The organism is Nostoc sp., from assembly GCF_036919815.1.
Lineage (GTDB): Bacteria > Cyanobacteriota > Cyanobacteriia > Cyanobacteriales > Nostocaceae > Nostoc.
Genome location: NZ_JBALCE010000128.1, coordinates 20,922 through 46,070, shown reverse-complemented (window position 1 = coordinate 46,070; position 25,149 = coordinate 20,922). Strand labels below are relative to the sequence as shown.

Here is a 25,149-nt window from a genome sequence, read left to right as displayed (position 1 = left end):
TACCAAATTTTCTAGGGTATCCCTCTTCTGTCACTTTCCGAAATAAGCAGGTAGTAAATAAGTTAAATTATCCAGAAGCATAACCAGGTTTAAATTGATTCATTGCAGCAATTAAATGATTTAATCCTAGCAATAAATGTGAATTATGGAAAATACTTAACCAGGGATAAATCAACCAAAATAGTAAGAGTGGTTGGATGATGAGACGCAGATTATTTAAAGTATTCTTCCATCCGTATTCATGGTTCCATTGTGGATGATTAGAAAAATCAACAGAACTATTTTTTTGTGCCTCAGTCTCAATTTGACGAGATTGATTTAAGCCTAAGAAGACTGGAGAATTTAAACTAATCATCGTGTAAGCACAAAAAATAATCTCCCACCCTTCGGGTTCGCCAGTCGCTACAACGGGGGGAACCCCCGCAACGCGCTGGCTCACCACCTCTCAATATGTTGGAAATTGGTGAAACGGTAATCTGTCCAGCCTAGTTCCGGTTTACACTGTCGAAAACCATATTCTACCCAGGTTCTTAATCCATATAAGTCACCTAAAGTTTTCTTGAGATTACCTTGAAGATTTGTCATCACAAATGTTGTATAATTCTCTGGCATAGTTTCTGGGTCAGTAGTTATTTCCCAGTAAGTTACGGCTCTTTTTTTACCATAAATTATTTCCCTAATGTATCTAGTTTCTGATTAGGGAATTGCTAAATGTTCTTTCAAATTTACACCATTTATTCGCCCTAACCCTTTGACCTGCTGGCAACCAGACTCCATGATTATTTCTAATTGATACAACGTAAGCTAAATTATATTCAGCTATTTTTCTAATAAATTGACTACTTTCACCATATAAGCTATCAGCCAGTACTAATTCAATATTAAACCCTGATTCAATTAACTCTGTAATAATTTCTGATGCTAACTCTATTTTCGTTTTGTATTTATCTGACTCCTTTAGTGTTCCTTTTGGTTTAAATATTTTTACAATTAATGGAAAAGTTATTTTAGAGTAAACCCCATAAGCATTGACTGCAAACGTTTCCATTATCTACCTTCCCCACGCTTCCTAAATATTCTCTAGCCACATAATCAGTCTTTTTACCTTTTTTTCTATCTCCGGTTTCATCTATTACTACTGTAATTGCCTGACCATCTAATTCTTTCTTCAATTTATTTAATCTTCGTTGCTTTAACTCATTTACTGACCAATCTGAATTGGCTAGAAAATGATGTAACGACTGTGCGGAGTTTATGCTTACGACTTTCGCTATCTCTGGTAATGATTTTCTTTGAATTTGGGACATTATTCCCAGATGTAAATATTTGAAGCACTCATAATTTCTGACTTCTTTAAACAGGTCTTTATACTCTGCACAATATTCATCTATGGTGGCAACTGTTGGGTGAGCATAAGACAGCCAAATGTTTCAAGATTTGTAATTCTACATCCATTGCCCTACTTACCTTTGAGGGTTTTCTTTTTTTATTCTTTTATTCAGAATACCCGGAAAGTGACAGAAGAGGGATATTCATCTATGGTGGCAACTGTTGGGTGAGCATAAGACAGCCAAATGTTTCAAGATTTGTAATTCTACATCCATTGCCCTACTTACCTTTGAGGGTTTTCTTTTTTTATTCTTTTATTCAGAATACCCGGAAAGTGACAGAAGAGGGCTATGTCTAATGATTTTTTGCTAAGGATTTGGTATCCTCTCACAGATTTGATTGAAAAACCTGCCAATCTTTTAAAAAGAGTAGCAGGTATGGCTTATCATCAATCGGAGCGGCGGGATTTGAACCCACGACCTCCACTACCCCAAAGTGGCGCGCTACCAAGCTGCGCTACGCCCCGGTCAGAATTATTATCATACAGCAAAACTTGAGGATAATCAAGAGGCAAGCTTAAAAAACCTTGAGCATCCCACTAGCTTGCAGTAAATCTGGAACAGCAGAAGCATCCCATTTACCTTCTACACATCGCCCTATATTCAAGATAAAGCGCAGAGTGTAATCATCAGGATAGCCTTCTACCTCCATCCATAATAAATCGCTTTCGGCTTCACAAGCAATTTTTTCCTCTTCCATTAATTCAGTTGCGAGTTGCTTCATGGTGTCTACTAGCTGTGCTAATAGACGGCAAAAATCATTCAACTCGGCTTCGGTTAACTCAATTGCCCAATCATCTGTACCGACTAAACCTTTAAACTCGAATGCATCGGGGTTCCAGCCAATACGCCAACCAAATCCGCTTTTGACAACACGTTCCATAAAAAGTTAGGAGTTTGGAGAGACGCGATTAATCGCGTCTGTACAGGAGTTTGGAGTTATTGATTTACTTGAGTAATTCCGCACCTCCCCGTTGTGGTGGCTGTGGGGGAGTGGATGTAGTCGGACTGGGTGGGTTGTTGGGGCTAGGGGGTAGGGGATTTTGAGAAGTAGGATTAAATATGTTGACTAAGACTTGCACTAGGGCATCTCGCTGGCTGCGGGTGAGACGGGTAATGGCTTTACGATCGCCTTCTAGCGGATTTTCCCGTAGTGTATCATTCCCTGGATAGCTATTATCATACATAATTTCATTCACACCCAGGTAATCAGCTAAAGTCAGCTTCCAATCCAAACGATAAATTGGAGCTCGCCCTTTGGTATAAATGTGGTATCTAATCAGGCGATTTACTAAGGTGTTGTTTTCGGCAACTTTCCCATTTTCTTTGCTGATATACTTATTTTCGCATGGGAAATCTGGCAATTGCTGATATACTTGCTGCCAAACATCGCTAGGAGTGATTCTCTGAGCGATCGCACTTGACCTTGGCGCTGCGATCGCACCTTGCATATAAAATAAACTTGTATGTATTGATTTCCCCGTCCCTGAACCCAAAACAATTACACCCACTACCATTAAGGCAGTGAGTGTCTGCCAGGGCTTGAGTAGGGGTTGAATGAACGATAAATGTTTGCTCATCCTACCTTCTCTAAAACCTTTTTTTATAGTTCGCCAATAATTTCTGGCTGAGTCAATTCATCGGACATTTCGATAATTGCCCTTAGCACTGGCTTCATCATCACATCTTCGTTACTTTCAAAGTCTTCATAACGCCGACGTTTAGCACGATTTGCCACCTGAACCGTAATGCGGTAACGATTTGAGGCTGCACCAATCAGCTCCTCTGAACGGTGCATAATCTGAGACTGAGTTGTCTCGAACTTAGAACGCTTTAGCATAATTAATGGTTCTTGGGGTCATTCCCCAGTGTAGCAGTACTAATAAATCTGCTGCTGTGCATTTAATCGCTAGCAACCTCTCTCTTGATAGAGGTTGAGAGTGTTTTAATCAATATAAGTTACTTATAATATTACCTGACTAAAATTACACACCCTTATGGCTGATCTTCTGGAAACTGCTATCAACGCCGGAAACTTCACTACCCTAGTGAAGGCTGCTAAAGCTGCCGATCTCATAGAAATTCTGAAAAGTCCTGGTTCTTTCACACTATTTGCACCGACTGACGAAGCTTTTGCCAAGCTGCCAGAGGGAACTTTAGAGTCGCTACTACAAGATATCCCCAAGCTGAAGAAAATTGTAGCATATCATATCGCTAGTGGAGATGTTAGGTCTGATGACTTGGTACAGATTAATGAGGCAGAAACGATTGAGGGGTCAATTGTAGCCATTGAATCTGCCGATGGTAAATTTAAGGTGAATAACGCCAATGTCGTCAAAACAGATATTCTGGCAGACAATGGCGTGATCCATATTATTGATGCAGTGTTGATGCCTGCGATGGTGGCCGGAAGTTAATGGATGGGGCATTGGGCATGGGGCACTTGTACTGAGCGAAGTCGTTGGCGCAGCCTCTGTCTTCGACACGCTGCGCGAACGTAGAGAAGTATTGGGCATGGGGCATGGGGCATGGGGCATTGGGCATTGGTTATTCTTTTTGTCCCCCTTGTCCCCCTCCCACTCCCCACTCCCCACTCCCATTCGGCTACGCTCACGGCAAGCCTACTCCCGACTCCCTACTCCCAAAATGCAGCCACTGCGTGCGGGAACACTCAACGTTAACTGCTGAGTTTCTCCTTCACCATTCCACTCAACCTCAGCAGTACCATATAACTGCTTATTGGGTTGAGTACCCAAACTGGGGATATCTACATTCGCTGTTGCCGAACTTGTGCCAGCGTTGACGGCAATTATCAATTCCTCTGTCCCCAAAGTTCGCGCAAAGATATAAAGTTGTCCTTGAGCATGGAGGACTTGGTAATCACCTGTACGCAATGCTGGGTAAGTTTGGCGTAGGACAATTAATTGACGGTGAGTATTAAAAATTTCTCGCTCCCACTTGGCTTCTAAAGGAAAGCTACGGCGGGAGTCTGGATCTATGCCACCAGGTAAACCAACTTCATCGCCATAGTAGATGCTGGGGGCACCAGGATAGGTGAGTAGCAGTAGAGTTGACAATTCCACACTAGCTTTATCGCCGCCTGCAATGGTCATTAATCGGGCTGTATCGTGACTTGCTAACAAATTGAGTTGAGTTAGCTGAATTTCCCAAGGGTAAAGTTGCAGTACTTCTTGGATTTTGGTGGCGTACTCGGCAGCAAATAAGGGTGGGTAAGGTTGATAGTCGCGGCTTTGAACTTGGTCTAAGACTACGCGATCGCCAGCTGCAAAGGCAATTGTCGGCCCAGCAAATAAATAATTCATCACCCCGTCAAATTGCGTCCCATCCAACCACTGGCGGGAATCTCCCCAGACTTCGCCGACAATGTATGCTTCAGGATTGACTGCCTTAACGCGATCGCGGAATTCCTGCCAAAAGCCAGGAGTTTTTATTTCAAATGGTACATCTAATCGCCAACCGTCGATGCCGAATTTTATCCAATATTCGGCAATCTCCATAATATATTCTCGGACTTCGGGATTATCGTGATTAAATTCTGGCAAAGCCCGATTTCCTACCCAACCCCCGTAGTTAGCAGGGAATTCCCCATTGTATGGTGAAAGCGGCCAACCATCTATTTTGAACCAATTTAGCCAAGGGGAATGGGGGCCATTCTCTAGAACGTCATGGAAAAAGAAAAAGCCCCGGCTGGAATGGTTAAACACTCCATCCAGAACTACTTTGATATTCCGTTCATGGGCGGCGTCGAGTAAATCCTTAAAAGCCTCGTTACCCCCCAGCATTGGGTCAACTTGGTAATAATCGTGGGTATGATAGCGATGATTACTGGCGGATTGAAAAATCGGTGTGAAATAAATCGCATTAATCCCCAGATCATGGATGTAGTCTAATTGCTCCATGATGCCCCATAAGTCGCCGCCTTTATAACCTTGGAGTGTTGGCATAGCTTCCCAATCTTCCCAACGGCCTTCGTGCAACAACCGTTTGCGCGGCTGTTTGCTTCTGGCAAAGCGATCTGGGAAGATTTGGTAGAAAACCGCGTGTTTTACCCAGTCTGGTGTTTGAATTTGCATGAATAAATTTTTGTACCTTCAGAAGCGATCGTTGCAAATATTAGCTTCTTTATGGCTCTTACTTATGATAGAAAATCTGTCATTTATTAGTAGTTATTATAGGATGTTTGAAAAGTATTGATTGATCGAGATCAATACTTTTGCAGGTTGCTACCTGTTAAAGATTCGACCCGCCAGTAACATCAAGGTATTGACCCGTCACCCAACGGCTGTCAGATGAAGCGAGGAAGGCAGCCGCATCTGCAACATCGCTGGGTTGACCGACTCGACCCAGTGCTGATAGACTGGCTGCAAATTTCTGTGAGGCTTCGTCCGCAAGTATGTCTGCATTCATCTCTGTGTCAATGATGCCGGGAGCGAGTGAATTGACCGTGATGTTGCGTACCCCAAGCTGTTTAGCGAGTACAAGAGTGAGGGTGTTGATGGCTCCTTTGGTAAGACTATAGGCAGCCACATCAGGAAAGGCAATGCGCGTCACTCCAGAGGAGAGGTTGATAATCCGTCCACCGTCTCGCAGTCGGGGGATTGCCTGCTGGACTAGGAAGAATGGCGCTTTCACATTAACCGCAATCAGTTCGTCGAATATTGCCTCGGTCGTTTTCTCAATAGTTACCCTGGGAGCAATCCCAGCATTGTTAACCAGGATGTCAAACTGATTCGTGCCGGTTTGCTGGTTCAGTGTAGCGTCCAGTGCTTCGTAGAGCGCATAGACATTTGCCAGGGTGCTTAACTCTGCCTGGACTGAGAAAGCGGCTCCGCCATTCGCTTTAATCTCTTGGACAACGGTGTTAGCAGCATCGGCATTCCGCCCATAGTGAACGGCAACCAATGCCCCATCTTGAGCAAGCCGCAGGGCGATCGCTCTACCAATGCCACGACTCGCACCCGTCACCAGGGCAACTTTGTTCTCCAGTAATTGACTCACTTCAAACTCTCCTGTGCTGTATCAAGGGCACTTTGCAGATTTGCTTAGGTCGATTATAACTTGCACGATTGCAATCAAAATTGCCATGTTGCAAATTACGAATTATTATGTTAATGCCATGCAAAGCAAGTCCGCGTACTTCTGCAAAAAAGCAAACTACGCCCAGCGTCTGTCTGCGACACGCTGCGCGAACGTAGGAGCGTCATTACAAATTACGCCTTGCGGTACTAGTAGAACACGGCGTAAATAAACTACTTATTTTAAATGCCTGAAACCGTTGCAAACAGGTAATTACGAATTACGAATTACGAATTACGAATTACGAATTACCCTAAGCGGTTTTAGTATTTTCATCTAATGCTTGTGCTGCACTAGCTTTCAAACGGCTCGACCGGATTTTGCGAATACGTTCGCTATTGCGAACACCACCGCCCATCTCATATTCACGGCTGTTTTTGCCGTACTTAATAGCAACCACCATTAGCATCTTCTCTGAAAGACTGCTTAAGTTTTTCTCCATTTCATCAATCTCAGTTTTAGAAGAGTCAATCACAGACAGAGCGCTATTATAAACATTAATTTTTGTACGTAACTGCTCAATTGATTCAAGGAGTTTTTCGATATTATAATTATCATCAAATTTGATGCTGGGAACAATCGATTTAAGTCCAGTGGATCTTAACTCAGCTTTTTCTAAAATGCGGGAGGTACGTTTTCTCCGAGACATAAATTTAGTCCTTTAAGATGCTTCTAGTGCTAGCTTGGCTCAAGTTAACTGCATTCGGCTTCAGCAGAACTCGCAATTTTTTTAATAAAATTTTCAAGCCATAGCAGTAATTTCTCGGATTTTAATTACTAAATGTTGGTATTTAGAGAAATAATATGTTTAAGCTTGATAAAATCTTGAACGTAAACGGTTCCAACTTAAACGTAGACGGTTCCAACTTAAACGTAGACGGTTCCAACTTAAACGTAGACGGTTCCAACTTGAACGTAAACGGTTCCAACTTGAACGTAAACGGTTCCAACTTGAACGTAGACGGTTCCAACTTGAACGTAGACGGTTCCAACTTGAATGTAGACTTACTTACAGCTGTTTTCAGGTAAATAGACCACGCGGTAGGGGCACAGAAAAAGCTCATACGTGTCAACTTCAGAAAAAATCTGCTTTGAGAAGACGTTTTACCCTCATCCCCTAACCCCGAATCCCAATTAGGAGAAGGGGAACTAGATAATTTGCTCCCCTCTCCCAAAATTGGTCGAGGGGCTGGGGGTGAGGGTTAAACCTCGAAAGCTTGCCAAGCCTAACTTCTACGTTAAGTTGACACCAATGAGCATTGCTGTGCCCCTACGACACCAATAAATTTAATTGGAGGTAGAAATGAGACACGAAAAACTTTCTCCTGGACTACTTTTGGCATTTCAAGACTATCAAAATGAAGGAGATCAAGCTTTAGTTCAACACAAAAAATCCCTTGGGATTATTGCCCACAAAAGCCCAGTCAAGCCTACTAAGAGCGTCGTTTTTATCTACTGCGACCCTGATGCAGACTTGAGTTACTTATCACAATATAATATTGAAGTCAATCAAAACTCTGGGAGTGTGCGGACGGCTTTTTTACCGATAGATAGTTTAGATGTCTTATCTGAAGAAGATGTGATTCACCGGATTAAACCATCACGCAAACTTCATTTGAGGATGGACACAGCACTAGGAACAGTGAAAGTGCCGGAGTTCAAGAACCAAACCGGACTAACTGGTAAAGGAGTAATCATCGGCATTATAGACAGTGGCATTGATCCGAAACACCCCGCTTTTGCTGAACGAATTTTACACATTTGGGATCAAACGCTGCCAGGCCCAGGAGTCACAGAGGGCGGCTATGGGGCGGAATTTACGGGAGCGCAACTGACAATTTCTCAGGATACTGGCGGTCATGGTACTCACGTTGCTGGTATTGCCGCCGGTGTCGATGCTATTTATGGCGGTGTAGCACCAGAAGCAGAATTAATTGTCGTCAGATCAGATTTACAAGATGCCCACATTGCTGATGGCATTCGTTACATTTTCCGAGTTGCTAAAGAGTTGGGACGCCCAGCAGTGGTAAATCTCAGCTTAGGTGGACACGCTGATGCTCATGATGGTAGCGACTCGTTATCAAAGGTCATTGATGCCGAAACTGGCGCTGGAAGAATTGTTTGCTGTGCTGCGGGTAACGAAGGAAACGATAACATTCATGGACAAGCGACGATATCCAGTGGACGGACTCGTGGGATGCGCTTTAATGTTCCTTTGAATCAAGTCGGCATAGTTTGGTTAAACGGTTGGTATTCCAAAGACAACGAATTGGAAGTGTCGCTGCGGAGTCCTAACGGTTTTGTCACCCCGTTCCAAAAAATCATTGCTGACGGTAATGCTGCACAAGATTACCAGTTACCAGATGCACGGGTGCAATTAGCGACACCAGGGCCAGATAAAGCCAATAGCGACCATAATTTCTTTGTGCAAATACGTGGTATTGACCCCTCGCCAGTAATGGGAGGTATTTGGCAGCTACGAGTCCGCAACACTTCTTCAACTGACACACGTTTAGATGTGTGGACACTAGATGATAGTTCTTCAGTGTTTTTTACAGGTAAAAGTGTAAAAGATGCTGTAAAAATTGGTTCGCCGGGAGCCGCCAGCAGTGCCGTTACAGTTGCCGCCTATACTACTAAAGCCACGTACACAGATATTGATCAGCAAGTGCGAGAAATGGGCTTAGAATTAAATACTATTTCCGAATTCAGTAGTGAAGGACCTCTACGGAATGATGGACAGAAGCCTGATGTAACAGCACCGGGAGCAATGATTGTTTCGACGCTTTCCGCCGATGCAAATTTTGACCGCGCATCAATGATTAATTCCAAGTTTGTGGTCAAGGCTGGTACGAGTATGGCGACACCGTTGGTTAGTGGGTTAGTAGCACTGTTGTTGCAACGTGATCCTCAGCTTGATCCGGCTGCTGTGAAAGACTTGCTACGTAAAAATAGTGCTATTCCCGGAAAACCGGCAGGCACATTTGATGACAAATGGGGTTATGGAGTGATTAACGCCTTAAATCTCTAATTAAACCGCGTCTATCTATCTTAAAACCTGTAGTTCTTCGGTGATCAAGGTGATCAAAAGGATTTGCCCTCATCCCCCAACCCCGAATCCCAAATCTGGGAGAAGGGGAGCCAGAATGGCAAAGTACCTCTCCCAGATATGGGAGAGGGATTTAGGGTGAGGGCAAAAACTACGGTTCTCAACTTAGATGAGGTTTAGATTCAGAAAGATGGATAAGCTAATCAGCATTTAAGTTGCATAAAAGTAGGGCTAAAGCCCTTACTACAAGCGAATCATTCTGGAAAAATAAATGACGATTAGCTTATTATCAGGACTTACGCAAACAATAGCTGAAAAGAATGATTTTTAGGTAGCGGCAATACCCTGCGGTCAGCTAAAGCTACATGAATTACCCCAGAGTGCGTATAGTTTTGCGTAATACCAATTCTGTATGAAGATGCACATAACACACCCCCCTGTAGTCCCCCCGATGCCTTGGGGGGACGGCATAGCCGGGGGGTAAATATATGCAGCTTCACAAAGAAACGGTGTAAGTCCTAATTATTTCTGTACAAGGGTAGGCGATAACAACCGATAAATTTGATAAGTTAGGCTAGGTAAAAATTGCCTAGCCTTTTTACCAAGGAATTGCTGATGAATTATCAGAAACTAGATGCCGCTCTTGCTACAGCCCTGAATGACGTTCAAGATTCAGAAGAGGCGAGTTTGGCAATTTTCATCCATACTGAACCAGTTTTAGACTCTGCTGCAATTGCTGTTTTAGAAAGTTTCGGCGTGAGTGGTGTTATTAGTGGCAAAGATATTTTCACGGCGATACTGTCAGCAAATGCCATTTCCCAGTTGTCAGAGCAACCTTGGGTGATCAGTCTGAAGCGATCGCAGCAATTGCGTTTGGTAAATCAGACAAAAAGTTTAGGTAGCTTCAGTGTTTGATCTGATGCTCCCAAAATAATTCTCTGTTCATTTGTGGGCTGTAGCGATCGCCGAAGGTGTTGGTGTAGCGATCGCTCTCCAACTTTTCACTTCAATTAATACAAATGTTCTAATTATTATTTATTCGCTAGTAGTGTCATTCATCACTACCAGCATTCTCTAAAATTCATTCCTAAGAATCATCAGATCCCCCTTACCAGCTGCCCCATACAGTCCTAAACTGAAGATGAGAGTTGAAAGGCAGTCGGGAGAAATTTTGTGAAGAAAGTATTATCAATCATCCTTGGTGGTGGCGCGGGTACTCGGCTTTACCCACTAACCAAACTACGTGCTAAACCAGCAGTACCAGTGGCGGGGAAGTATCGCCTAATCGATATCCCTGTTAGTAACTGCATAAATTCCGAAATATTCAAAATCTACGTCCTGACACAATTCAACTCAGCTTCCCTGAATCGCCACATCGCCCGCACTTACAATTTTAGTGGCTTCAGCGAAGGCTTTGTGGAAGTGCTAGCCGCACAGCAAACGTTAGAAAACCCCAACTGGTTCCAAGGTACAGCCGATGCTGTGCGTCAGTATCTATGGCTGTTGGAAGAATGGAATGCTGAAGAATATCTGATCCTCTCAGGAGATCACCTCTACCGCATGGATTACCGTCTGTTTATCCAGCGCCATAGAGAAACGGGGGCTGATATTACTCTCTCGGTCATTCCCATTGATGAGCGTCGCGCCTCAGATTTTGGTTTAATGAAAATTGACGATTCTGGTAGGGTTGTTGACTTTAGCGAAAAACCCAAAGGCGAAGCCTTAACTAAAATGCGCGTTGATACCAGTATTCTGGGATTGACAAAAGAACAAGCCGAATTACAGCCTTACATCGCCTCAATGGGGATTTATGTCTTTAAAAGAGATGTTTTGATCAAGTTGTTAAAAGAATCTGTAGAACGGACGGATTTTGGCAAAGAAATTATTCCTGATGCTTCTAAGGATTACAACGTTCAAGCTTATTTATTTGATGACTACTGGGAAGATATTGGAACAATTGAAGCATTTTATCATGCTAACTTAGCTCTGACTCAGCAACCCCAGCCACCTTTTAGTTTCTACGATGAAGAAGCGCCAATTTATACCCGCGCTCGTTACTTACCTCCGACTAAACTTTTAGATTGCCACATCACCGAATCAATTATCGGCGAAGGTTGTATTCTGAAAAATTGTCACATTAAACATTCAGTAGTAGGAGTGCGATCGCGGATTGAATCTGGTTGCGTCATCGAAGAATCTCTGCTCATGGGTGCAGATTTTTACCAAGCTTCTGTGGAACGCCAAGGTATCTTAGTAAAAGATGACATTACCGTAGGCATCGGTGCTGACACGCTGATTCGTGGTGCGATCATTGATAAAAATGCCAGCATCGGTCACGATGTGAAAATTATCAATAAAGATAACGTGCAAGAAGCTGACCGCGAAGCTCAAGGTTTCTACATCCGCAGTGGTATTGTCGTCGTGCTGAAAAATGCTGTAATTCCCGATGGAACGATCATTTAATAGTGCTGAGTTGTGAGTTAGGAGTTAGGAGTTATGAGTACAACATCTAATCACTCCTCACTCTTAACTTCTTACTCAGCACTCAGCACTCAGCACTCAGCACTCATTTTACTGATTGGTCTTCCGGGTAGCGGGAAGTCAACTTTGGCAAAACAATTACTTGCAGAATGCCCCCAGATGTCGCTGATTTCTACAGATGCCATCCGGGGGCAATTGTTCGGTTCCCAAGCCATTCAGGGGTCGTGGCTGCTGATTTGGGGCGAAATTGAGCGGCAATTTCAGCAAGCTATTTCCACAGGTAATACAGCCATTTTCGACGCCACTAATGCCCAGCGCCGTCATCGTCGTGAAGTCATTGCTTTAGCCCGTAATCTGGGCTTTACCGACATTAGGGGAATTTGGGTGGATACGCCAGTCTGGTTGTGTTTAGCACACAATAAAAGGCGATCGCGCCAAGTCCCAGAAGAAATTATTTTGCGGATGCACCGTCAACTCCGGGATGCCCCCCCAAGCCTGGAAGACGGACTAGACAACCTGATCCGCAGATCAGAAAAATCGGAGTACGGAAATTGCGATCGCTCGGTGAGCAAGAACCACACTTGATTTTCTATATTGTTTGTTAATTTAAAATCAGATTCCTTTTGCTTGGCACTATACCAGGCAAACTAAACATCTCTCATCTTAAAAAAAAACATAACCGGAATTTATATAGGAGGCTGGTAGATGGCTGCAACCGACTTCAAAGACTATTACGCTATTTTGGGAGTTAGTAAGACTGCCACTCCAGAGGAAATTAAACAAGCCTTTCGGAAACTAGCCCGCAAATATCACCCTGATGTTAATCCAAACAACAAACAGGCAGAGGCACGCTTCAAAGAAGTTAGCGAAGCTTACGAAGTTGTGTCAGATGCAGATAAACGCAAAAAGTACGACCAATTCGGTCAATATTGGAAACAAGCTGGTGAAGGTTTCCCATCCGGCGGTGTTGGTGCCGATATGGGTAACTTTGACTTCAGTCAATACGGCAATTTTGATGAATTCATCAATGAGTTGCTAGGACGCTTTGGTGGTGCTACCCCTCGTAGTGGGCGACAAAATTACTCTTATCGCACTTCTACAGGTGCGCCAAGTGGTTTTGGTGGCTTTAACGATTTTGGGTTTCAAGATGCAGGTGCGGGTGCTACCCAAGATAGTGAAGCTGCGATCGCTCTAACTTTTGGTGAAGCATTTAATGGTGTGCAAAAGCGCTTCAGTTTAGGTAACGAAACAATAGATGTTCGCATCCCATCTGGCTCTAAAACTGGTACTCGCCTACGTGTGCGCGGCAAAGGTCAAATCAACCCGATGACTCAACAACGGGGAGATTTATACTTAAAAGTCGAACTTCAGCCGCATTCGTTCTTCCAAATGGAAGGCGATAATCTGGTTTGCGAAGTGGCAATCACACCAGATGAAGCTGCTTTGGGAGCGTCTATTGATGTACCAACTCCCGATGGTTCAGTTAATGTTAAGCTGCCTGCGGGGGTACGTTCTGGTCAATCGCTGCGTTTACGTGGCAAAGGTTGGCCTCTCGGCAAGGGTGGACGCGGCGATCAGTTGGTAAAGGTAGCGATCGTGCCACCAAAAGACCTCAGCCAACAAGAGCGGGAATATTATGAAAAAATCCGGGCTATACGTACTTATAATCCCCGCAGTCATTTGCAGCAAGTCAGGCTGTAAATATTTTTGATTCTAGAGACGTGAAGTTTCGCGTCTCTAAATTAATTAGGTATGAATTTACTGTGCCATTCTCGACACCATCATCGACTTAAAGCCTTCTATTATCTCCGGTGTAGACTCGGTAGCTTGCCATGCTGGACGTACAATCAAGCGATCGCACCAAGCATTTAATTTGGGATAGTCAGTTAAGGAAATCCCTACACTTGGCAACACATCTACTACAGTTCCAGCCACAACTTCAGCTAGAGTTAGGTTTTCACTACCAAAATAAGGGCGATCGTCTAATAAATTTTCAAAAAACTTCAGCACTGTAGCAATTTTCTGCTTTGCCTTCTCGATTTTTTCTGGATCTCCTCCAGGCAAACCGAGAAGCTGAGGTAGAAAGGTAGTGGCTGCTGGCAAAAGTTCATTCACAGTTACTAGTTGTACCATCCGTGCGATCGCTAAATCCTTGGCATCTTTAGGCAACATCACAGGTGTCGGATATTTTGCCTCTAAATACTCCAGAATTGCTAAGGATTCCACTACATTCAAGCCGTCATCTACCAACACCGGAATGTGATGGAAGGGGCTAATTGCCAAAAACTCTGGTTTAAACTGCTCTCCATCCAGTTTTATCTCTACCAATTCAAACTCAAGTCCTTTTTCCAGGAGAGTAATCCAAACGCGGCGCGAGTTGGGAGAAATCGGTGTGTGATAAAGTGTCAACATGAGAAAACCTCACAGCTTTATAACTAGGGCGGACATTGCTCATCTTACACCTTATACTCAATTAAATTGTTCTAACAATGTCTCAACACTAGCGTTGTGATCCAGAAAAGAAAATGAATGCCAGTAGCGGAGTTTTCCTTGTTTATCTAATACGAACTGTGCTGGTAAAGGCGCTCCTAGAGCTTGTCCTACTTGATATGTACGAAACACTCGACAACTTGGATCACTAAGCAACGGCATTTGTAAACCTAAATCCTTCACAACTATTTGACTCTGCCGTTCATCAGTACTAGTAATCATTAAAACTTCGATACCGCGATTTTTGAATTGCTCGTAATTCTCCTTTAAAGCCTTGATGTGAGGAAAACAAAAAGGGCAATATTGTTTTTCGGTAAAGATCCGAGTCAAGGCAAGTAACACTGGTTGCTTGCCTTTATAATCAGACAATTTTACTAAAGTTCCGTTAGTAATATCTGGCAGTTGAAAGTCTGGTGTTCCCACTCCCAACCGGAGTTGATTGCTAGCTGGAACTGGTAAAAAGTTGCGGAAGAATCGCTCATTTAATAAGCCACTAAAATCAGTTGAAGTAAGCATACTTTTAGCCCTGATTATTTAAATACCATTTTATGAGAAAACCACAGATAGATACGGAGGTTAACACTGTTTAATGTGTATCTCTGTTTATCTGTGGTTTTCATTAATTTTACTCTCAACTCCAACAGGATGGATTAGAGTTTGCTAGCTAGCGAAATTTAGACAGCAGAGAAGTAGACTTTAGACTTCACTGGATCAGGATTCATTGTCTTGTCACCGGGTTGCCAACCAGCTGGGCAAACTTCGTCGGGGTGAGACTGAACATACTGAATTGCTTGTAATGTCCGCAGGGTTTCATCAACGCTGCGACCAAAAGCTAGATTGTTGATGGTGGCGTGCTGTATGATACCATCTTTATCAATGAGGAACAGACCACGCAAGGCAATGCCTGCTGCTGGGTCAAGAACGTTGTAAGCGGCGCTAATCTCTTTCTTGATGTCGGAGACTAGAGGATAATTCAAGTCGCCAACGCCACCAGATTTGCGATCGCTTTGAATCCAAGCGAGGTGGGAGAATTCACTATCAACGGAAGCCCCAAGGATTTCGGTATTAATTTTATTGAATTCTTCGTAGCGATCGCTAAATGCTGTGATCTCAGTGGGACAAACAAAGGTAAAGTCTAGTGGGTAGAAAAACAGCACGACATACTTACCGCGATAATCGGAAAGTTTGATTGTCTTAAATTCCTGATCTACCACAGCCGTTGCTGTGAAATCGGGAGCTTGTTGACCAACGCGGAGGCTTCCTTCGGTTCCGTAAGTAAGGGACATTAACCTAATTCTCCTTTATTTGTTTAGTAGCGTTAGAATTCGGGTCAAGTAAAACTCACCCATCCACGCTCTCACAGTTTAATTACGATCTGTTACGACTATATCATACTCATAACGATTTTGAGTAGCAAATGCCTGATTTAGATACAAGAGAATGGTTGCTTACCAATGGCTTGGGAAGTTTTGCTAGTGGGACAGTTTCTGATGTCCGCACGCGCACTTATCATGGTTGGCTGTTTACCGCGACAAACCCGCCTTCTGGACGGACTCTGCTGTTTTCGCACCTAGAAGCTAGCTTGGAAGTATTAGGCAGCGTTGTCGCACTTGGGACAAACTTTTGGGGTAACGGTCAGATTGAGCCGACAGGCTACCAACTGCTACGCTGTTTTGATATTAACCCAGTTCCAAAATGGATTTGGGGGCAAGATAACTGGCAGTTAACCAGACAATTGCTAATGCCCTATGGTTGGGGAGAGAGTAGCGAAGAGAATCCCACTCCCTACTCCCGTACAGACGCGATTAATCGCGTCTCTCCCACTCCCTACTCCCAATTTTGCGATCGGATTTTAATCAACTATCGCTACGAGGGAAGTCATCCAGCGATTTTACGGCTGCGACTGTTGATCGCAGAACGTGACTTTCACCACCAGCAGACTGCTAGCGCCAAATTACACTTCTCACAATTGCTAGGGGAACAACAAGTCTGTCTGCAAGCAATCAATTCTGGGCGCTTCGGTATACCTTGGCACTTGCGCTGGACACAAGGAAATTATCAACCAGATGCAGTTTGGTATTGGCATTATGGATTGCCTGAGGAGACGAAACGGGGATTAGGCGATAAGGAAGACCTCTACAGTCCTGGTTACTTGATAGTCACACTCCAACCAGGAGATGCAGTAACTCTAGAAGCACGAGTAGGTTTTCCTGACTCAATGCTAAGTGTTCTCACTGCCAAAACCTTTGCAGAAGCCGTGCAGGCAGAGCAAAACCGGCTCTCACAGATTTTTGGATGGAGAGAGGGAGAGCAGACAAATCAATTCAAAATTCAAAATTCAAAAACTCCCACTCCCATTCGGCTACGCTCACGGCAAGCCCACTCCCATTCGGCTACGCTCACGGCAAGCCCACTCTGGCAACAACTACTCAAAGCAAGCGATCAGTTTATCGTCTATCGAGCCTCAATTGCAGGCCCCACGGTCATTGCTGGTTATCACTGGTTTAATGACTGGGGACGCGACACCTTAATTGCCTTACCGGGGTTGGCACTAGTTCCCCAGCGCTTTGACCTAGCAAAAGGAGTATTGCAAACTTTTGGGTATTACTGTCGCCAGGGTCTGATTCCTAATGCATTTCCTGATGTCGATGGCGAACCAATTTATAACAGTGTTGATGCGGCGTTGTGGTGGATTGAAACTTTAGGACTTTATCTAGAAGCTACCCAAGACTGGGATTTTTTAGCAGAGCAATTCTCGGTAGTACAGCAAATCTATAAAGCATTTGTCGGTGGTACACATTTCAATATCCAGGTCGATGCTACCGATGGGCTAGTTAGTTGGGATGCTCCTGGTGTAGCCCTCACCTGGATGGATGTGGTAATTGGGTCACACCCCGTTACTCCTCGTTACGGTAAGCCAGTGGAAATCAATGCGCTGTGGTATTCTGCTTTATGTTGGCTGAGTCAGTGGGCAGAACGATTGAGCCAGCTTGACTACGGTTCGTCAGCGCGTCTTACTAAGCAAGCACAGCGTTATACTCAACAAGCAGAACACGTAAAAACCTCGCTGCAAAAGTTCTGGAATCCCCAGCTGGGTTATCTGTACGATACTATTGAGCCGGACGATCGCCGGAATTTTCAAATTCGTCCCAATGCCGTTTTAGCACTGTCACTGCAACATTGTGGGTTTTCTGTTCAGCAAGGGTGTCAAATACTAGATTTGGCAACTACCAGCTTGCTGACCCCCTATGGTCTTCGCAGTCTCGATCCAGGAGATCCCGAATACAAAGGGAAATATCAGGGCAACTCAGAGCAACGCGATCGCGCTTATCATCAAGGCACTGTTTGGGCTTGGCTAATTGGCCCATATATTCGGGCTTGGCAACGTTTTTATCCACAGCGATCGCTGCCTTTTGATTGGCAACCCCTACTAGATCACTTCCTATCTGACGCTTGTCTTGGTTCTATTTCTGAGATTTTTGATGGCGATTCACCTCATACACCCAGAGGTGCGATCGCTCAAGCTTGGTCAGTCGCCGAAGTAATCCGCCACATTAAATAGTGCTGAGTATAAGAGATCGCTATAGCTGCTCACATCTTAATGATCAAGAACATGATATCTACCAATCACATGAGCGAGGAACGAGAAAGAGCCGATAATGATTCCCCGTGGAAAGAAATCCTAGAAGCTTACTTCCCCCAAGCAATGCAATTTTTCTTTCCGCAAACAGCAGCACTAATTAATTGGGAACGTCCCCACGAGTTTCTTGATAAGGAATTTCAACAAATAGCGCGTGAAGCAGAACTTGGTAGAAGATATGCAGATAAATTGGTCAAAGTCTGGCAAATTCAAGGAGAGGAAATTTGGCTATTGATTCATGTCGAAATTCAGGCAAAATCGGAAGATAATTTTGCTCAAAGGATGTTTTCCTACAACCTGCGAATTTTTGACAAATTTGCTAAACCAGCCATTAGCCTAGCAATTTTGTGCGATGCTGACTCGACTTGGAGACCAAATCAATACAGTTATAATTATCCCGATTGTGGTCTGCATTTTAGATTTGGAACCGTCAAACTGCTCGATTATCAAAATCGATGGACAGAGTTAGAAAAGAGCGATAATCCCTTTGCAACGGTGGTAATGGCGCATTTGAAAACCCAGCAAACTACTAAACAACTGGGAGAAAGGAAAACGTGGAAATTTAGTTTAATTCGGCGATTGTATGAACAAGGGCTGCAAGAAAGGGATATTCGTAACCTCTATCGTTTTATCGATTGGGTTATGATTTTACCAAAAGGATTAGAAGCAGAATTTTGGCAGGAGTTTAAACAATTCGAGCAGGAGCGTACCATGAGTTACATTACCACAGGCGAGCGCATTGGCTACGAGAAAGGACAACAGGAACAAGCACAAACACTTGTACTACGACAGCTGCAAAAACGGGTAGGAGAGTTACCACAACAGGTTCGAGAACAGATTCAGGGTCTTTCTCTAGAACAATTGGAAGCACTGGGTGAGGCTTTGTTAGATTTTAGTGCGTTGGCGTAGCCCGTCGTAGACATCGCTGATTTGCTCAACTGGCTACAAACTGATCAAACAGTTAGCGCTGAGTCCTGAATATTAGAGGCCAAAATTATCTCTTACAGAGCAGTCAAAGTTACTTTATCGCTCACTAGTTATAACTTTTAAAATGGCTCAGGTCGGAGTTGAACCAACGACCCCAGGCTTATGAGTCCCGTGCTCTAACCAACTGAGCTACTGAGCCAGAATTCTTCAAATCATTAACTAATATAGCATACAAATTTGCTCAAGACTAGCCCCTTTTGCAATTTTGTTAGAACTTCTATCCCTGTTGAGGTAATAGAAAGCAAAAGAGGGAGGTAACTCCCTCAACTAACAAGGCAATGATTTAGTTACAGACAACTCAAGAATTACAGGCGATTTGGTAGGAAGGCTATTGGGTTAACAGCACCCTTACCTGTGGGATGAATTTCAAAGTGGCTGTGTGGCCCAGTGCTATGACCAGTGCTACCCATTAAAGCAATTGTTTCTCCTTGATGCACCATCTGACCAGGTTGCACCAGAATCTTGCTGTTATGACCATAGCGAGTCATGCTGCCATCGGGATGACGAATATCGATGAGGTTGCCGTAACCACCATTATTCCAGCCAGCTTTTTCGATCGTACCGTCAGCCGAGGCGACAACTGGCGTGCCAGTGGAGTTAGCAACGTCAATTCCCTTGTGCAATCTACCCCAGCGCCAACCATAACCAGAGGTGAGAGTACCCTTGGCCGGCCATGTGTAAGCGATGGATGAGCTAGATGGAGGGGGTATAGTTTCGTCAATTTGTCTGGGCAGATATTGATCCACTGCTGCCAAAGGTGGTATCCGCATCTGTGGAGAAACTGTAGTTCCCCGCATCTTTCCTAAGGAGTCTGAGGCATTTAGTCTTCCAGTAGGCGTTTTAACCCTTGTACCAGATGGATTGCCAGATGGAGTCCACTGACTAGGAGAGCCTAGATTGGGTAAGAAATCTGGGTTTACTGGCTCGTTAGCCGGCATAGTAGCACGGTATTGGGACTTAATTGCTTGAAAACTATAGTTAGCTCTAATAGCTGTAGGAACTGGAATTTGTATCGCTACACTATTCGGTCGAACTACAGACTTGGGTACAGTGAAATTATTGGGGCTAGAAACAGGAGTGAGCATTGCAGCATTATTAGTTTCGCTAGCTGCTGGCACAATTAAGTTTCCAGACTGTTGATCGCGATATTTCTGCTGTAATCTCTGGATTTCCGCTTGTAAGCCCTGCAAACGGTCATTATTGTTATTGTTTACCCTTGCTACCCTATTTGTTGGTGTTTTAGGCTGTTGCATTTCGGCAAAAGCTTGTGGCACTGGAATGTCACCACCGACACCATAAGAAGTAACAGCAGTGGGGGCTGTTTGGTCGTGGGTCGCACTATTTGCCTGAATTTGAACAGTTACCGGTGTAGGGACGGCAACATTAGTGTTCTCGGCAATAGTTGGTGATTGTGAAGTAGGTAGATATGAGTTGGCACTACCAATGTTCACATCATGGGAGGTGGCTACTTTTGGAGTATTGCTAGACTCTACAAAAGTGGGGTTACTCGCTACAGTTGCCTCAACTTGAGCAGCAGGAATAATTAGTTTTTGACTAATTTGCAGTTGATTTGGATTATTGAGGTTATTTGCCTTAACTAGTTGTGATACTGAAGTCTTGTATCTGCTGGCGATCGCTGCTAATGTATCTCCAGGCTTAACTTGGTAGGCTGTATGAGTCGAAGACGCAATAACTGTTGGTTTGGCTGGTAGAAACGCACTCGTCTGTGTCTTCTGTTTTAACCGCGATATCAGGTTCGCTTTGCTTGCATCGCCAGAAGTGCCCGATTGGGCTAATATAGTCTTCTCAACCACAGTCGTCGGCTGCACCAAGCCCATATCAGCTTGTGATAAAGTTTTGGTCTCCCCAGACCGCAACTGTGCCAGACTTTTTCTTAAACGGTTCGATTTTTCTTGTAAGCGATTCAGTGCGAACTCTTGTTGCGCCTTAAGTTCTGCATTTATTTCACTGTCGGCTGCGCCAGATGTTGCCACTGTTTGTGGCTGGGCAGTTAGTGATGCATTTATACTACCAACACCATCAGTACTAGAATTAGATAGATTATTGACTGTTGGGAAACTAGTTTCGGCTAAGGTATTCTTCAATCCCTGTGCCACTTGGGGCTTCGGGTAGGTGGAATTTTTATAAGCCGTTGTTGCTTGGGAAAACGTTTTTGATGCAGGAACTTGCAAAGACATTCCACTTGCCGCAACTTGCCATTTAGCTTCAAGCCCAGGCACTTGTGAAACTGCGGTTGGTTCAACGATCACAGGATTTTCCGGCACACTCGCTGATGAGACTGCTTGGGACTTCAGCCTTGTGGAGGCGAATTTCACCTCAGTGTCAGAAACAGCAGGAATCGTTGAAGTTGCCTTTTGGCTACCTACAGGCACTGCTGCTTGGGCTTGATCGCTTTGTCGAGTCACCAAAAGGCTGGTTGCTCCCATAGAGATTGCCAAGCCAATCATGGCGGCTTTTGTCCGCACCCGGCGGTTAACTTTTGGATTCATCACATTTTGCAGTTCTACCGGGGGATGATCGCTACTGGAGTTATTTTTCAACACAGCTTTTACTCTCTTTTTCAATGCTCGTTTCAAAGACGACCTCCTATGATCACTAGCGCTTAACTGATCTCGATTTTTCAGTTGGATACTAGTCAATGATCTAGATCACAACTAACGATAGATCAAGATCACACTCACCAGAGATGCTTACGCAAGATTAACCTGCTTCTCTGATTTAGACAAGTTGGCACATATTAGCAAAACTTAAAGTTTGCTGTGTTTACTTGTCCGAACCACTCCTAACACCACTTAGGATCTTTTGCTCTTTACCATTGTCCGCGCTTGTCTTGCCTCAATCGCGGGGACTGGAAAACTATTTCCTCAGTCCATAGTCGCTGTTGAGAATTAAATTGCTACGACTTCTGGAAAAGTTATGCTCCCTACTGTAGATATATTCAAGATATTTCTACCGAATCCGTCTTCTCAACACCAGACTTTACCTTGATTATTCCCTAAAAAAGAACCGTATTAACTATCGGCTACTTTTGGGCTGCTTTCTGGCGTTCATTAAGCCAAGATAGCTCAAATGTAAAACCTGACTGGGTTTTAGTCTTTTTGTCCCCCAATTTAGGATGTTTCAAATTCATCAAAATCTATCATTCAAATTTGGCAATGTCCGAAGTTTTATATACAAATTTCTTATAATAACCTTCCGGTGCTTGTAAGTATCTTCCACTACAATTTGCGGAAAAATCCTATTTTAAGTATCTTTGTTTACAAATTATTCCAGTAAGCAAGAAAATGTTTCTAGCTACAAATAACTCGTACAATAGATTCCTGGAGCTATCTTAAGTATAATTACTTATACCTTTGGAGGTAAACAACTATTGTAAATAGCCTAACTGACGACGGGTTTCAAATAAGCCAATTGCTACACTGACTGACAGATTCAAGCTGCGAACCCCCGGTTGGCTCATAGGAATATACAGAGTAGTATCGCAATCTGACAGAATTGCTGGTGGTAAGCCCGTGGTTTCACTACCAAACAGCAGCCAATCATCAGGTTGAAACTGAAAGCTGACATAATTACAATTTCCACCAACTGTATAACCTAACCATCTGCCTCCACGCTCCTGATGTACGCTCTTAAAGGCTTCTAGCGATTCGTGATAATGTAGTTTGACATAAGGCCAGTAATCTAAACCAGCTCTTTTGAGGTAGCGATCGCTAATTTCAAATCCCAAAGGTCCCACCAAATGTAACTCTGTACCCGTAGCTGCACAAGTTCGAGCAATATTACCCGTATTAGGCGGGATTTGGGGGTTAACTAAAACTACCTGAGGCATTATCCGTATAATTTACGTATTGTATAAAACAATTTATTGTCAATGTTAAATCTACCAAAAGGTAGAGGCGATTCATAGGTTTTGTTAATAATAATCAAGCATCCTCCATTGATGAGATTTTTAAAAGCAAGCACAAACCCTCCCAGAGGAATACCTGAGAGGATATTTGGCTAAAATCAGGAAATGTTAAGTTTTATGTAGAAAAAGTTGAGAGTAGGACTGACAACTGCTCTTATAACACTAAAACGTTGTGACGATAAAATTCTTAATTCCTCCTCCAGGACGCTACACTAACACCCTTGGGTGGATGCCGTTACTTAAGAAATAAGTATCAAATATATCATGAACTAGGTGACATCCCCCAAGGAGACTGATTGGATGAATTTGCAGGCGATTTGGAAGTTGTTACAAGAGACATTCAAAGAATGGAGTGAGGATAAAGCCTCACGATTAGCGGCGGCGTTAGCTTATTACACGATTTTTTCCATTGCACCCTTGCTGATTATTGTAATTGCGATCGCCGGAGCAGTATTTGGAGAAGAGGCGGCAAGGGGTCAAATCGTGGGACAAATTCAAGGTTTAGTCGGCCCAGATGGCGCAGCACTTATCCAAACAGCCATTCAGAATGCTAACAAACCAAAAACAGGAGCGATCGCTTCGATTATTAGTATTGTAGTTTTGGTATTAGGTGCTACTGGTTTATTTACCGAGTTGCAAGATTCTCTCAACACGATTTGGGAAGTGAAAGCGAAACCCGGACGCGGCATAATCAATGTGATTCGCCTACGTTTTTTATCCTTTGCAATGGTGATCGGGATTGGCTTTTTACTTTTAGTTTCTCTAGTAATTAGTACCGCATTGACAGCACTGGTAACATACTTTAGCAACATCCTACCCGGTGTTGATTTCCTCTGGCGAATAGTTAACTTTGTCCTATCTTTTTCGATCACTACAGCGCTATTTGGGTTAATTTTTAAAGTTCTACCAGATGTCAAAATTACTTGGAATGATGTTTTTATTGGATCTATTATTACCTCATTTTTGTTCTCTATCGGTAGGTTTTTATTAGGACAATATCTAGGTAATGGCAGTTTTGGTTCAACCTACGGTGCTGCTGGTTCACTGGTAGTCGTTTTAGCTTGGGTTAACTATGCCGCACAGATTCTTTTCTTCGGTGCAGAGTTTACCCAAGTTTATGCCAGAAGGTACGGAAGCGGCATAGTCCCAACAAAGGATGCCATACCTCTGTCTGATAACACTAAAGATAATCGCACGAATCCAACGGAGCAATCGCCCCCTAATAAAAAGCCATCTTCTAGCTTTATTAATCGCTTATTCCAGTCTTTTAAAAAGCCCAAGCGATTAAAAAAGAGAAGAAAAAATCAGTAATGTTAATCCATATTTGGGGAAGCTTTATATTTTTAAATCTGATCCAGATGAAAGTGTTTAAACTCTAACAAAAGTCAGTTTGCTCAAAGAAACCACATATAATCATAGATAATTAATCTGTGTTTATAAATAACCTTATCCTGGATTTTTTCCAGAAATATATTTAAAAAGGAAGAAAATCAGTGCTAATGGAAAAATGGTTTTTTATTAATTGGCAGGCAATCTTTATTCCTAGCATCAGCATCTTTGAGTTGATTATCCGGGGATCGCTGGTCTATTTAGCGCTGTTTTCAGTACTACGCCTGCTTCCTAGCCGACAACTAGGAACATTAGGAATTACAGACTTACTCGTAGTTGTGCTATTTGCGGAAGCTGCCCAAAATGCTATGGCAAGTAATTATACATCGATTACTGAGGGGGCTATCCTGGTAGGAACTGTGATTTTTTGGAGCTATTTGCTGAATTGGTTAGGTTACAAAATACCGCAGTTTCAACGTTTTCTGAATCAGCCGCCACTGCTATTGGTAAAAAATGGTCGGATGATTCAGCGCCATTTACAACGAGAGTTAATTACAGACGATGAGTTGATGAGCAAGTTACGTCAGCAAGGTGTGGAATTTTTAGCAGATGTGAAGTTCGCATATATGGAGGCTGACGGTAGGATTAGTATCATCACCTTTGACTCAAAAACTAGTTCTGTCCCTGAGCAAAAAGTTGCACTAAAAAGTGATCTACATTAATTAGACTGTAAAATATGACGGTTGTATTCTGTGCCAAA

General features: G+C 43.4%; 22 protein-coding genes, 2 tRNA genes and 1 pseudogene. 11 read left to right on the top strand and 14 right to left on the bottom strand.

Features of this window, described 5'->3' with window-relative positions:
* Nucleotides 1–67 precede the first annotated feature (67 nt).
* From V7K15_RS29275 to V7K15_RS29255, 5 genes and pseudogenes are all read right to left on the bottom strand, one after another.
* Nucleotides 68–1,455: pseudogene (locus V7K15_RS29275) on the bottom strand (IS701 family transposase).
* A 326-nt stretch (nucleotides 1,456–1,781) separates the two neighbouring features.
* Nucleotides 1,782–1,855 (bottom strand) — tRNA-Pro (locus tag V7K15_RS29270).
* A 50-nt stretch (nucleotides 1,856–1,905) separates the two neighbouring features.
* The gene (locus tag V7K15_RS29265) at nucleotides 1,906–2,271 is read right to left on the bottom strand and encodes a DUF1818 family protein (RefSeq protein ID WP_334911411.1); all 366 of its coding nucleotides are present in this window, start codon (nucleotides 2,269–2,271) and stop codon (nucleotides 1,906–1,908) included.
* 64 nt (nucleotides 2,272–2,335) lie between these two features.
* The gene (locus V7K15_RS29260) at nucleotides 2,336–2,968 is read right to left on the bottom strand and encodes a hypothetical protein (RefSeq protein ID WP_334911409.1); all 633 of its coding nucleotides are present in this window, start codon (nucleotides 2,966–2,968) and stop codon (nucleotides 2,336–2,338) included.
* Nucleotides 2,969–2,991: 23 nt separating this feature from the next.
* Nucleotides 2,992–3,228, bottom strand: a complete 237-nt coding sequence (locus tag V7K15_RS29255) for a DNA-directed RNA polymerase subunit omega (RefSeq protein WP_292799821.1) — start codon at nucleotides 3,226–3,228, stop codon at nucleotides 2,992–2,994.
* A gap of 157 nt (nucleotides 3,229–3,385) precedes the next feature.
* On the opposite strand from V7K15_RS29255, the gene V7K15_RS29250 reads away from it, so the two are divergent.
* Nucleotides 3,386–3,805, top strand: a complete 420-nt coding sequence (locus V7K15_RS29250; RefSeq protein ID WP_334911407.1) for a fasciclin domain-containing protein — start codon at nucleotides 3,386–3,388, stop codon at nucleotides 3,803–3,805.
* 204 nt (nucleotides 3,806–4,009) lie between these two features.
* On the opposite strand, the gene V7K15_RS29245 is transcribed toward V7K15_RS29250, so the two are convergent.
* From V7K15_RS29245 to V7K15_RS29235, 3 genes are all read right to left on the bottom strand, one after another.
* Nucleotides 4,010–5,482, bottom strand: a complete 1,473-nt coding sequence (locus V7K15_RS29245) for a glycoside hydrolase family 13 protein (RefSeq protein WP_334911405.1) — start codon at nucleotides 5,480–5,482, stop codon at nucleotides 4,010–4,012.
* Between the two features lie 157 nt (nucleotides 5,483–5,639).
* A complete protein-coding gene (locus tag V7K15_RS29240; RefSeq protein WP_334911403.1) occupies nucleotides 5,640–6,407 on the bottom strand; it encodes an SDR family oxidoreductase in 768 nt (255 codons plus the stop codon).
* A 331-nt stretch (nucleotides 6,408–6,738) separates the two neighbouring features.
* Nucleotides 6,739–7,134: a hypothetical protein gene (locus tag V7K15_RS29235; protein ID WP_334911401.1), complete on the bottom strand. Its 396-nt coding sequence runs from the start codon at nucleotides 7,132–7,134 to the stop codon at nucleotides 6,739–6,741.
* Between the two features lie 155 nt (nucleotides 7,135–7,289).
* Here V7K15_RS29235 and V7K15_RS29230 point away from each other — a divergent pair, with 155 nt between their 5' ends.
* The 6 genes from V7K15_RS29230 (at nucleotide 7,290) to V7K15_RS29205 (ending at nucleotide 13,716) form a co-directional block, all read left to right on the top strand.
* Nucleotides 7,290–7,514 carry a hypothetical protein gene (locus tag V7K15_RS29230; protein WP_334911399.1) on the top strand — a complete coding sequence of 75 codons (225 nt, stop codon included), beginning with the start codon at nucleotides 7,290–7,292 and terminating at the stop codon, nucleotides 7,512–7,514.
* A 274-nt stretch (nucleotides 7,515–7,788) separates the two neighbouring features.
* Nucleotides 7,789–9,516 (top strand): S8 family serine peptidase, encoded by a 1,728-nt coding sequence (locus V7K15_RS29225; RefSeq protein WP_334911397.1) that lies wholly within the window; start codon nucleotides 7,789–7,791, stop codon nucleotides 9,514–9,516.
* Between the two features lie 633 nt (nucleotides 9,517–10,149).
* Nucleotides 10,150–10,449, top strand: coding sequence for a hypothetical protein (locus V7K15_RS29220; RefSeq protein ID WP_334911395.1), 300 nt, complete (start codon nucleotides 10,150–10,152; stop codon nucleotides 10,447–10,449).
* A 258-nt stretch (nucleotides 10,450–10,707) separates the two neighbouring features.
* On the top strand, nucleotides 10,708–11,997 hold the full coding sequence (locus V7K15_RS29215; protein WP_334911393.1) for a glucose-1-phosphate adenylyltransferase: 1,290 nt from the start codon (nucleotides 10,708–10,710) through the stop codon (nucleotides 11,995–11,997).
* A 33-nt stretch (nucleotides 11,998–12,030) separates the two neighbouring features.
* The gene (locus tag V7K15_RS29210; RefSeq protein ID WP_334911391.1) at nucleotides 12,031–12,600 is read left to right on the top strand and encodes an AAA family ATPase; all 570 of its coding nucleotides are present in this window, start codon (nucleotides 12,031–12,033) and stop codon (nucleotides 12,598–12,600) included.
* Between the two features lie 120 nt (nucleotides 12,601–12,720).
* Nucleotides 12,721–13,716, top strand: a complete 996-nt coding sequence (locus V7K15_RS29205) for a DnaJ C-terminal domain-containing protein (RefSeq protein ID WP_334911389.1) — start codon at nucleotides 12,721–12,723, stop codon at nucleotides 13,714–13,716.
* A 57-nt stretch (nucleotides 13,717–13,773) separates the two neighbouring features.
* Here V7K15_RS29205 and V7K15_RS29200 read toward each other — a convergent pair whose 3' ends face one another.
* The 3 genes from V7K15_RS29200 to V7K15_RS29190 form a co-directional block, all read right to left on the bottom strand.
* A complete protein-coding gene (locus tag V7K15_RS29200) occupies nucleotides 13,774–14,427 on the bottom strand; it encodes a glutathione S-transferase family protein (RefSeq protein ID WP_334911387.1) in 654 nt (217 codons plus the stop codon).
* A 57-nt stretch (nucleotides 14,428–14,484) separates the two neighbouring features.
* Entirely contained in the window at nucleotides 14,485–15,021 is a 537-nt protein-coding gene (locus tag V7K15_RS29195) for a peroxiredoxin family protein (protein ID WP_334911385.1), read from the bottom strand.
* Nucleotides 15,022–15,179: 158 nt separating this feature from the next.
* Complete coding sequence (locus V7K15_RS29190) at nucleotides 15,180–15,791, bottom strand: peroxiredoxin (RefSeq protein WP_334911383.1); 612 nt, start codon at nucleotides 15,789–15,791, stop codon at nucleotides 15,180–15,182.
* 131 nt (nucleotides 15,792–15,922) lie between these two features.
* Between V7K15_RS29190 and V7K15_RS29185 the strand changes: the two genes are divergently transcribed.
* Together V7K15_RS29185 and V7K15_RS29180 are read left to right on the top strand one after the other, a co-directional pair.
* Nucleotides 15,923–18,067, top strand: a complete 2,145-nt coding sequence (locus V7K15_RS29185; RefSeq protein WP_334911381.1) for an amylo-alpha-1,6-glucosidase — start codon at nucleotides 15,923–15,925, stop codon at nucleotides 18,065–18,067.
* Between the two features lie 69 nt (nucleotides 18,068–18,136).
* A complete protein-coding gene (locus V7K15_RS29180) occupies nucleotides 18,137–19,054 on the top strand; it encodes a DUF4351 domain-containing protein (protein WP_334911493.1) in 918 nt (305 codons plus the stop codon).
* A gap of 143 nt (nucleotides 19,055–19,197) precedes the next feature.
* Here V7K15_RS29180 and V7K15_RS29175 read toward each other — a convergent pair.
* The 3 genes from V7K15_RS29175 to V7K15_RS29165 all read right to left on the bottom strand — a co-directional run bounded on the left by V7K15_RS29175 (nucleotide 19,198) and on the right by V7K15_RS29165 (nucleotide 22,982).
* Nucleotides 19,198–19,271: transfer RNA gene (locus tag V7K15_RS29175), tRNA-Met, on the bottom strand.
* Nucleotides 19,272–19,437: 166 nt separating this feature from the next.
* Nucleotides 19,438–21,729, bottom strand: coding sequence for a peptidoglycan DD-metalloendopeptidase family protein (locus tag V7K15_RS29170; RefSeq protein WP_334911379.1), 2,292 nt, complete (start codon nucleotides 21,727–21,729; stop codon nucleotides 19,438–19,440).
* A gap of 791 nt (nucleotides 21,730–22,520) precedes the next feature.
* Nucleotides 22,521–22,982 (bottom strand): tRNA (cytidine(34)-2'-O)-methyltransferase, encoded by a 462-nt coding sequence (locus V7K15_RS29165; RefSeq protein WP_292802794.1) that lies wholly within the window; start codon nucleotides 22,980–22,982, stop codon nucleotides 22,521–22,523.
* A gap of 378 nt (nucleotides 22,983–23,360) precedes the next feature.
* Here V7K15_RS29165 and V7K15_RS29160 point away from each other — a divergent pair, with 378 nt between their 5' ends.
* Together V7K15_RS29160 and V7K15_RS29155 are read left to right on the top strand one after the other, a co-directional pair.
* Nucleotides 23,361–24,371 (top strand): YihY/virulence factor BrkB family protein, encoded by a 1,011-nt coding sequence (locus V7K15_RS29160; protein ID WP_334911377.1) that lies wholly within the window; start codon nucleotides 23,361–23,363, stop codon nucleotides 24,369–24,371.
* Nucleotides 24,372–24,559: 188 nt separating this feature from the next.
* Nucleotides 24,560–25,111 (top strand): DUF421 domain-containing protein, encoded by a 552-nt coding sequence (locus tag V7K15_RS29155; RefSeq protein WP_334911375.1) that lies wholly within the window; start codon nucleotides 24,560–24,562, stop codon nucleotides 25,109–25,111.
* The last annotated feature ends 38 nt before the right edge of the window (nucleotides 25,112–25,149 follow it).

Coding starts and splice junctions, on each gene's coding strand:
- V7K15_RS29265 (WP_334911411.1), bottom strand. CDS start 2,271: ATGGAACGTGTTGTCAAAAGCGGATTTGGTTGGCGTATTGGCTGGAAC.
- V7K15_RS29260 (WP_334911409.1), bottom strand. CDS start 2,968: ATGAGCAAACATTTATCGTTCATTCAACCCCTACTCAAGCCCTGGCAG.
- V7K15_RS29255 (WP_292799821.1), bottom strand. CDS start 3,228: ATGCTAAAGCGTTCTAAGTTCGAGACAACTCAGTCTCAGATTATGCAC.
- V7K15_RS29250 (WP_334911407.1), top strand. CDS start 3,386: ATGGCTGATCTTCTGGAAACTGCTATCAACGCCGGAAACTTCACTACC.
- V7K15_RS29245 (WP_334911405.1), bottom strand. CDS start 5,482: ATGCAAATTCAAACACCAGACTGGGTAAAACACGCGGTTTTCTACCAA.
- V7K15_RS29235 (WP_334911401.1), bottom strand. CDS start 7,134: ATGTCTCGGAGAAAACGTACCTCCCGCATTTTAGAAAAAGCTGAGTTA.
- V7K15_RS29230 (WP_334911399.1), top strand. CDS start 7,290: ATGTTTAAGCTTGATAAAATCTTGAACGTAAACGGTTCCAACTTAAAC.
- V7K15_RS29225 (WP_334911397.1), top strand. CDS start 7,789: ATGAGACACGAAAAACTTTCTCCTGGACTACTTTTGGCATTTCAAGAC.
- V7K15_RS29220 (WP_334911395.1), top strand. CDS start 10,150: ATGAATTATCAGAAACTAGATGCCGCTCTTGCTACAGCCCTGAATGAC.
- V7K15_RS29210 (WP_334911391.1), top strand. CDS start 12,031: ATGAGTACAACATCTAATCACTCCTCACTCTTAACTTCTTACTCAGCA.
- V7K15_RS29205 (WP_334911389.1), top strand. CDS start 12,721: ATGGCTGCAACCGACTTCAAAGACTATTACGCTATTTTGGGAGTTAGT.
- V7K15_RS29200 (WP_334911387.1), bottom strand. CDS start 14,427: ATGTTGACACTTTATCACACACCGATTTCTCCCAACTCGCGCCGCGTT.
- V7K15_RS29195 (WP_334911385.1), bottom strand. CDS start 15,021: ATGCTTACTTCAACTGATTTTAGTGGCTTATTAAATGAGCGATTCTTC.
- V7K15_RS29190 (WP_334911383.1), bottom strand. CDS start 15,791: ATGTCCCTTACTTACGGAACCGAAGGAAGCCTCCGCGTTGGTCAACAA.
- V7K15_RS29185 (WP_334911381.1), top strand. CDS start 15,923: ATGCCTGATTTAGATACAAGAGAATGGTTGCTTACCAATGGCTTGGGA.
- V7K15_RS29180 (WP_334911493.1), top strand. CDS start 18,137: ATGAGCGAGGAACGAGAAAGAGCCGATAATGATTCCCCGTGGAAAGAA.
- V7K15_RS29165 (WP_292802794.1), bottom strand. CDS start 22,982: ATGCCTCAGGTAGTTTTAGTTAACCCCCAAATCCCGCCTAATACGGGT.
- V7K15_RS29160 (WP_334911377.1), top strand. CDS start 23,361: ATGAATTTGCAGGCGATTTGGAAGTTGTTACAAGAGACATTCAAAGAA.
- V7K15_RS29155 (WP_334911375.1), top strand. CDS start 24,560: ATGGAAAAATGGTTTTTTATTAATTGGCAGGCAATCTTTATTCCTAGC.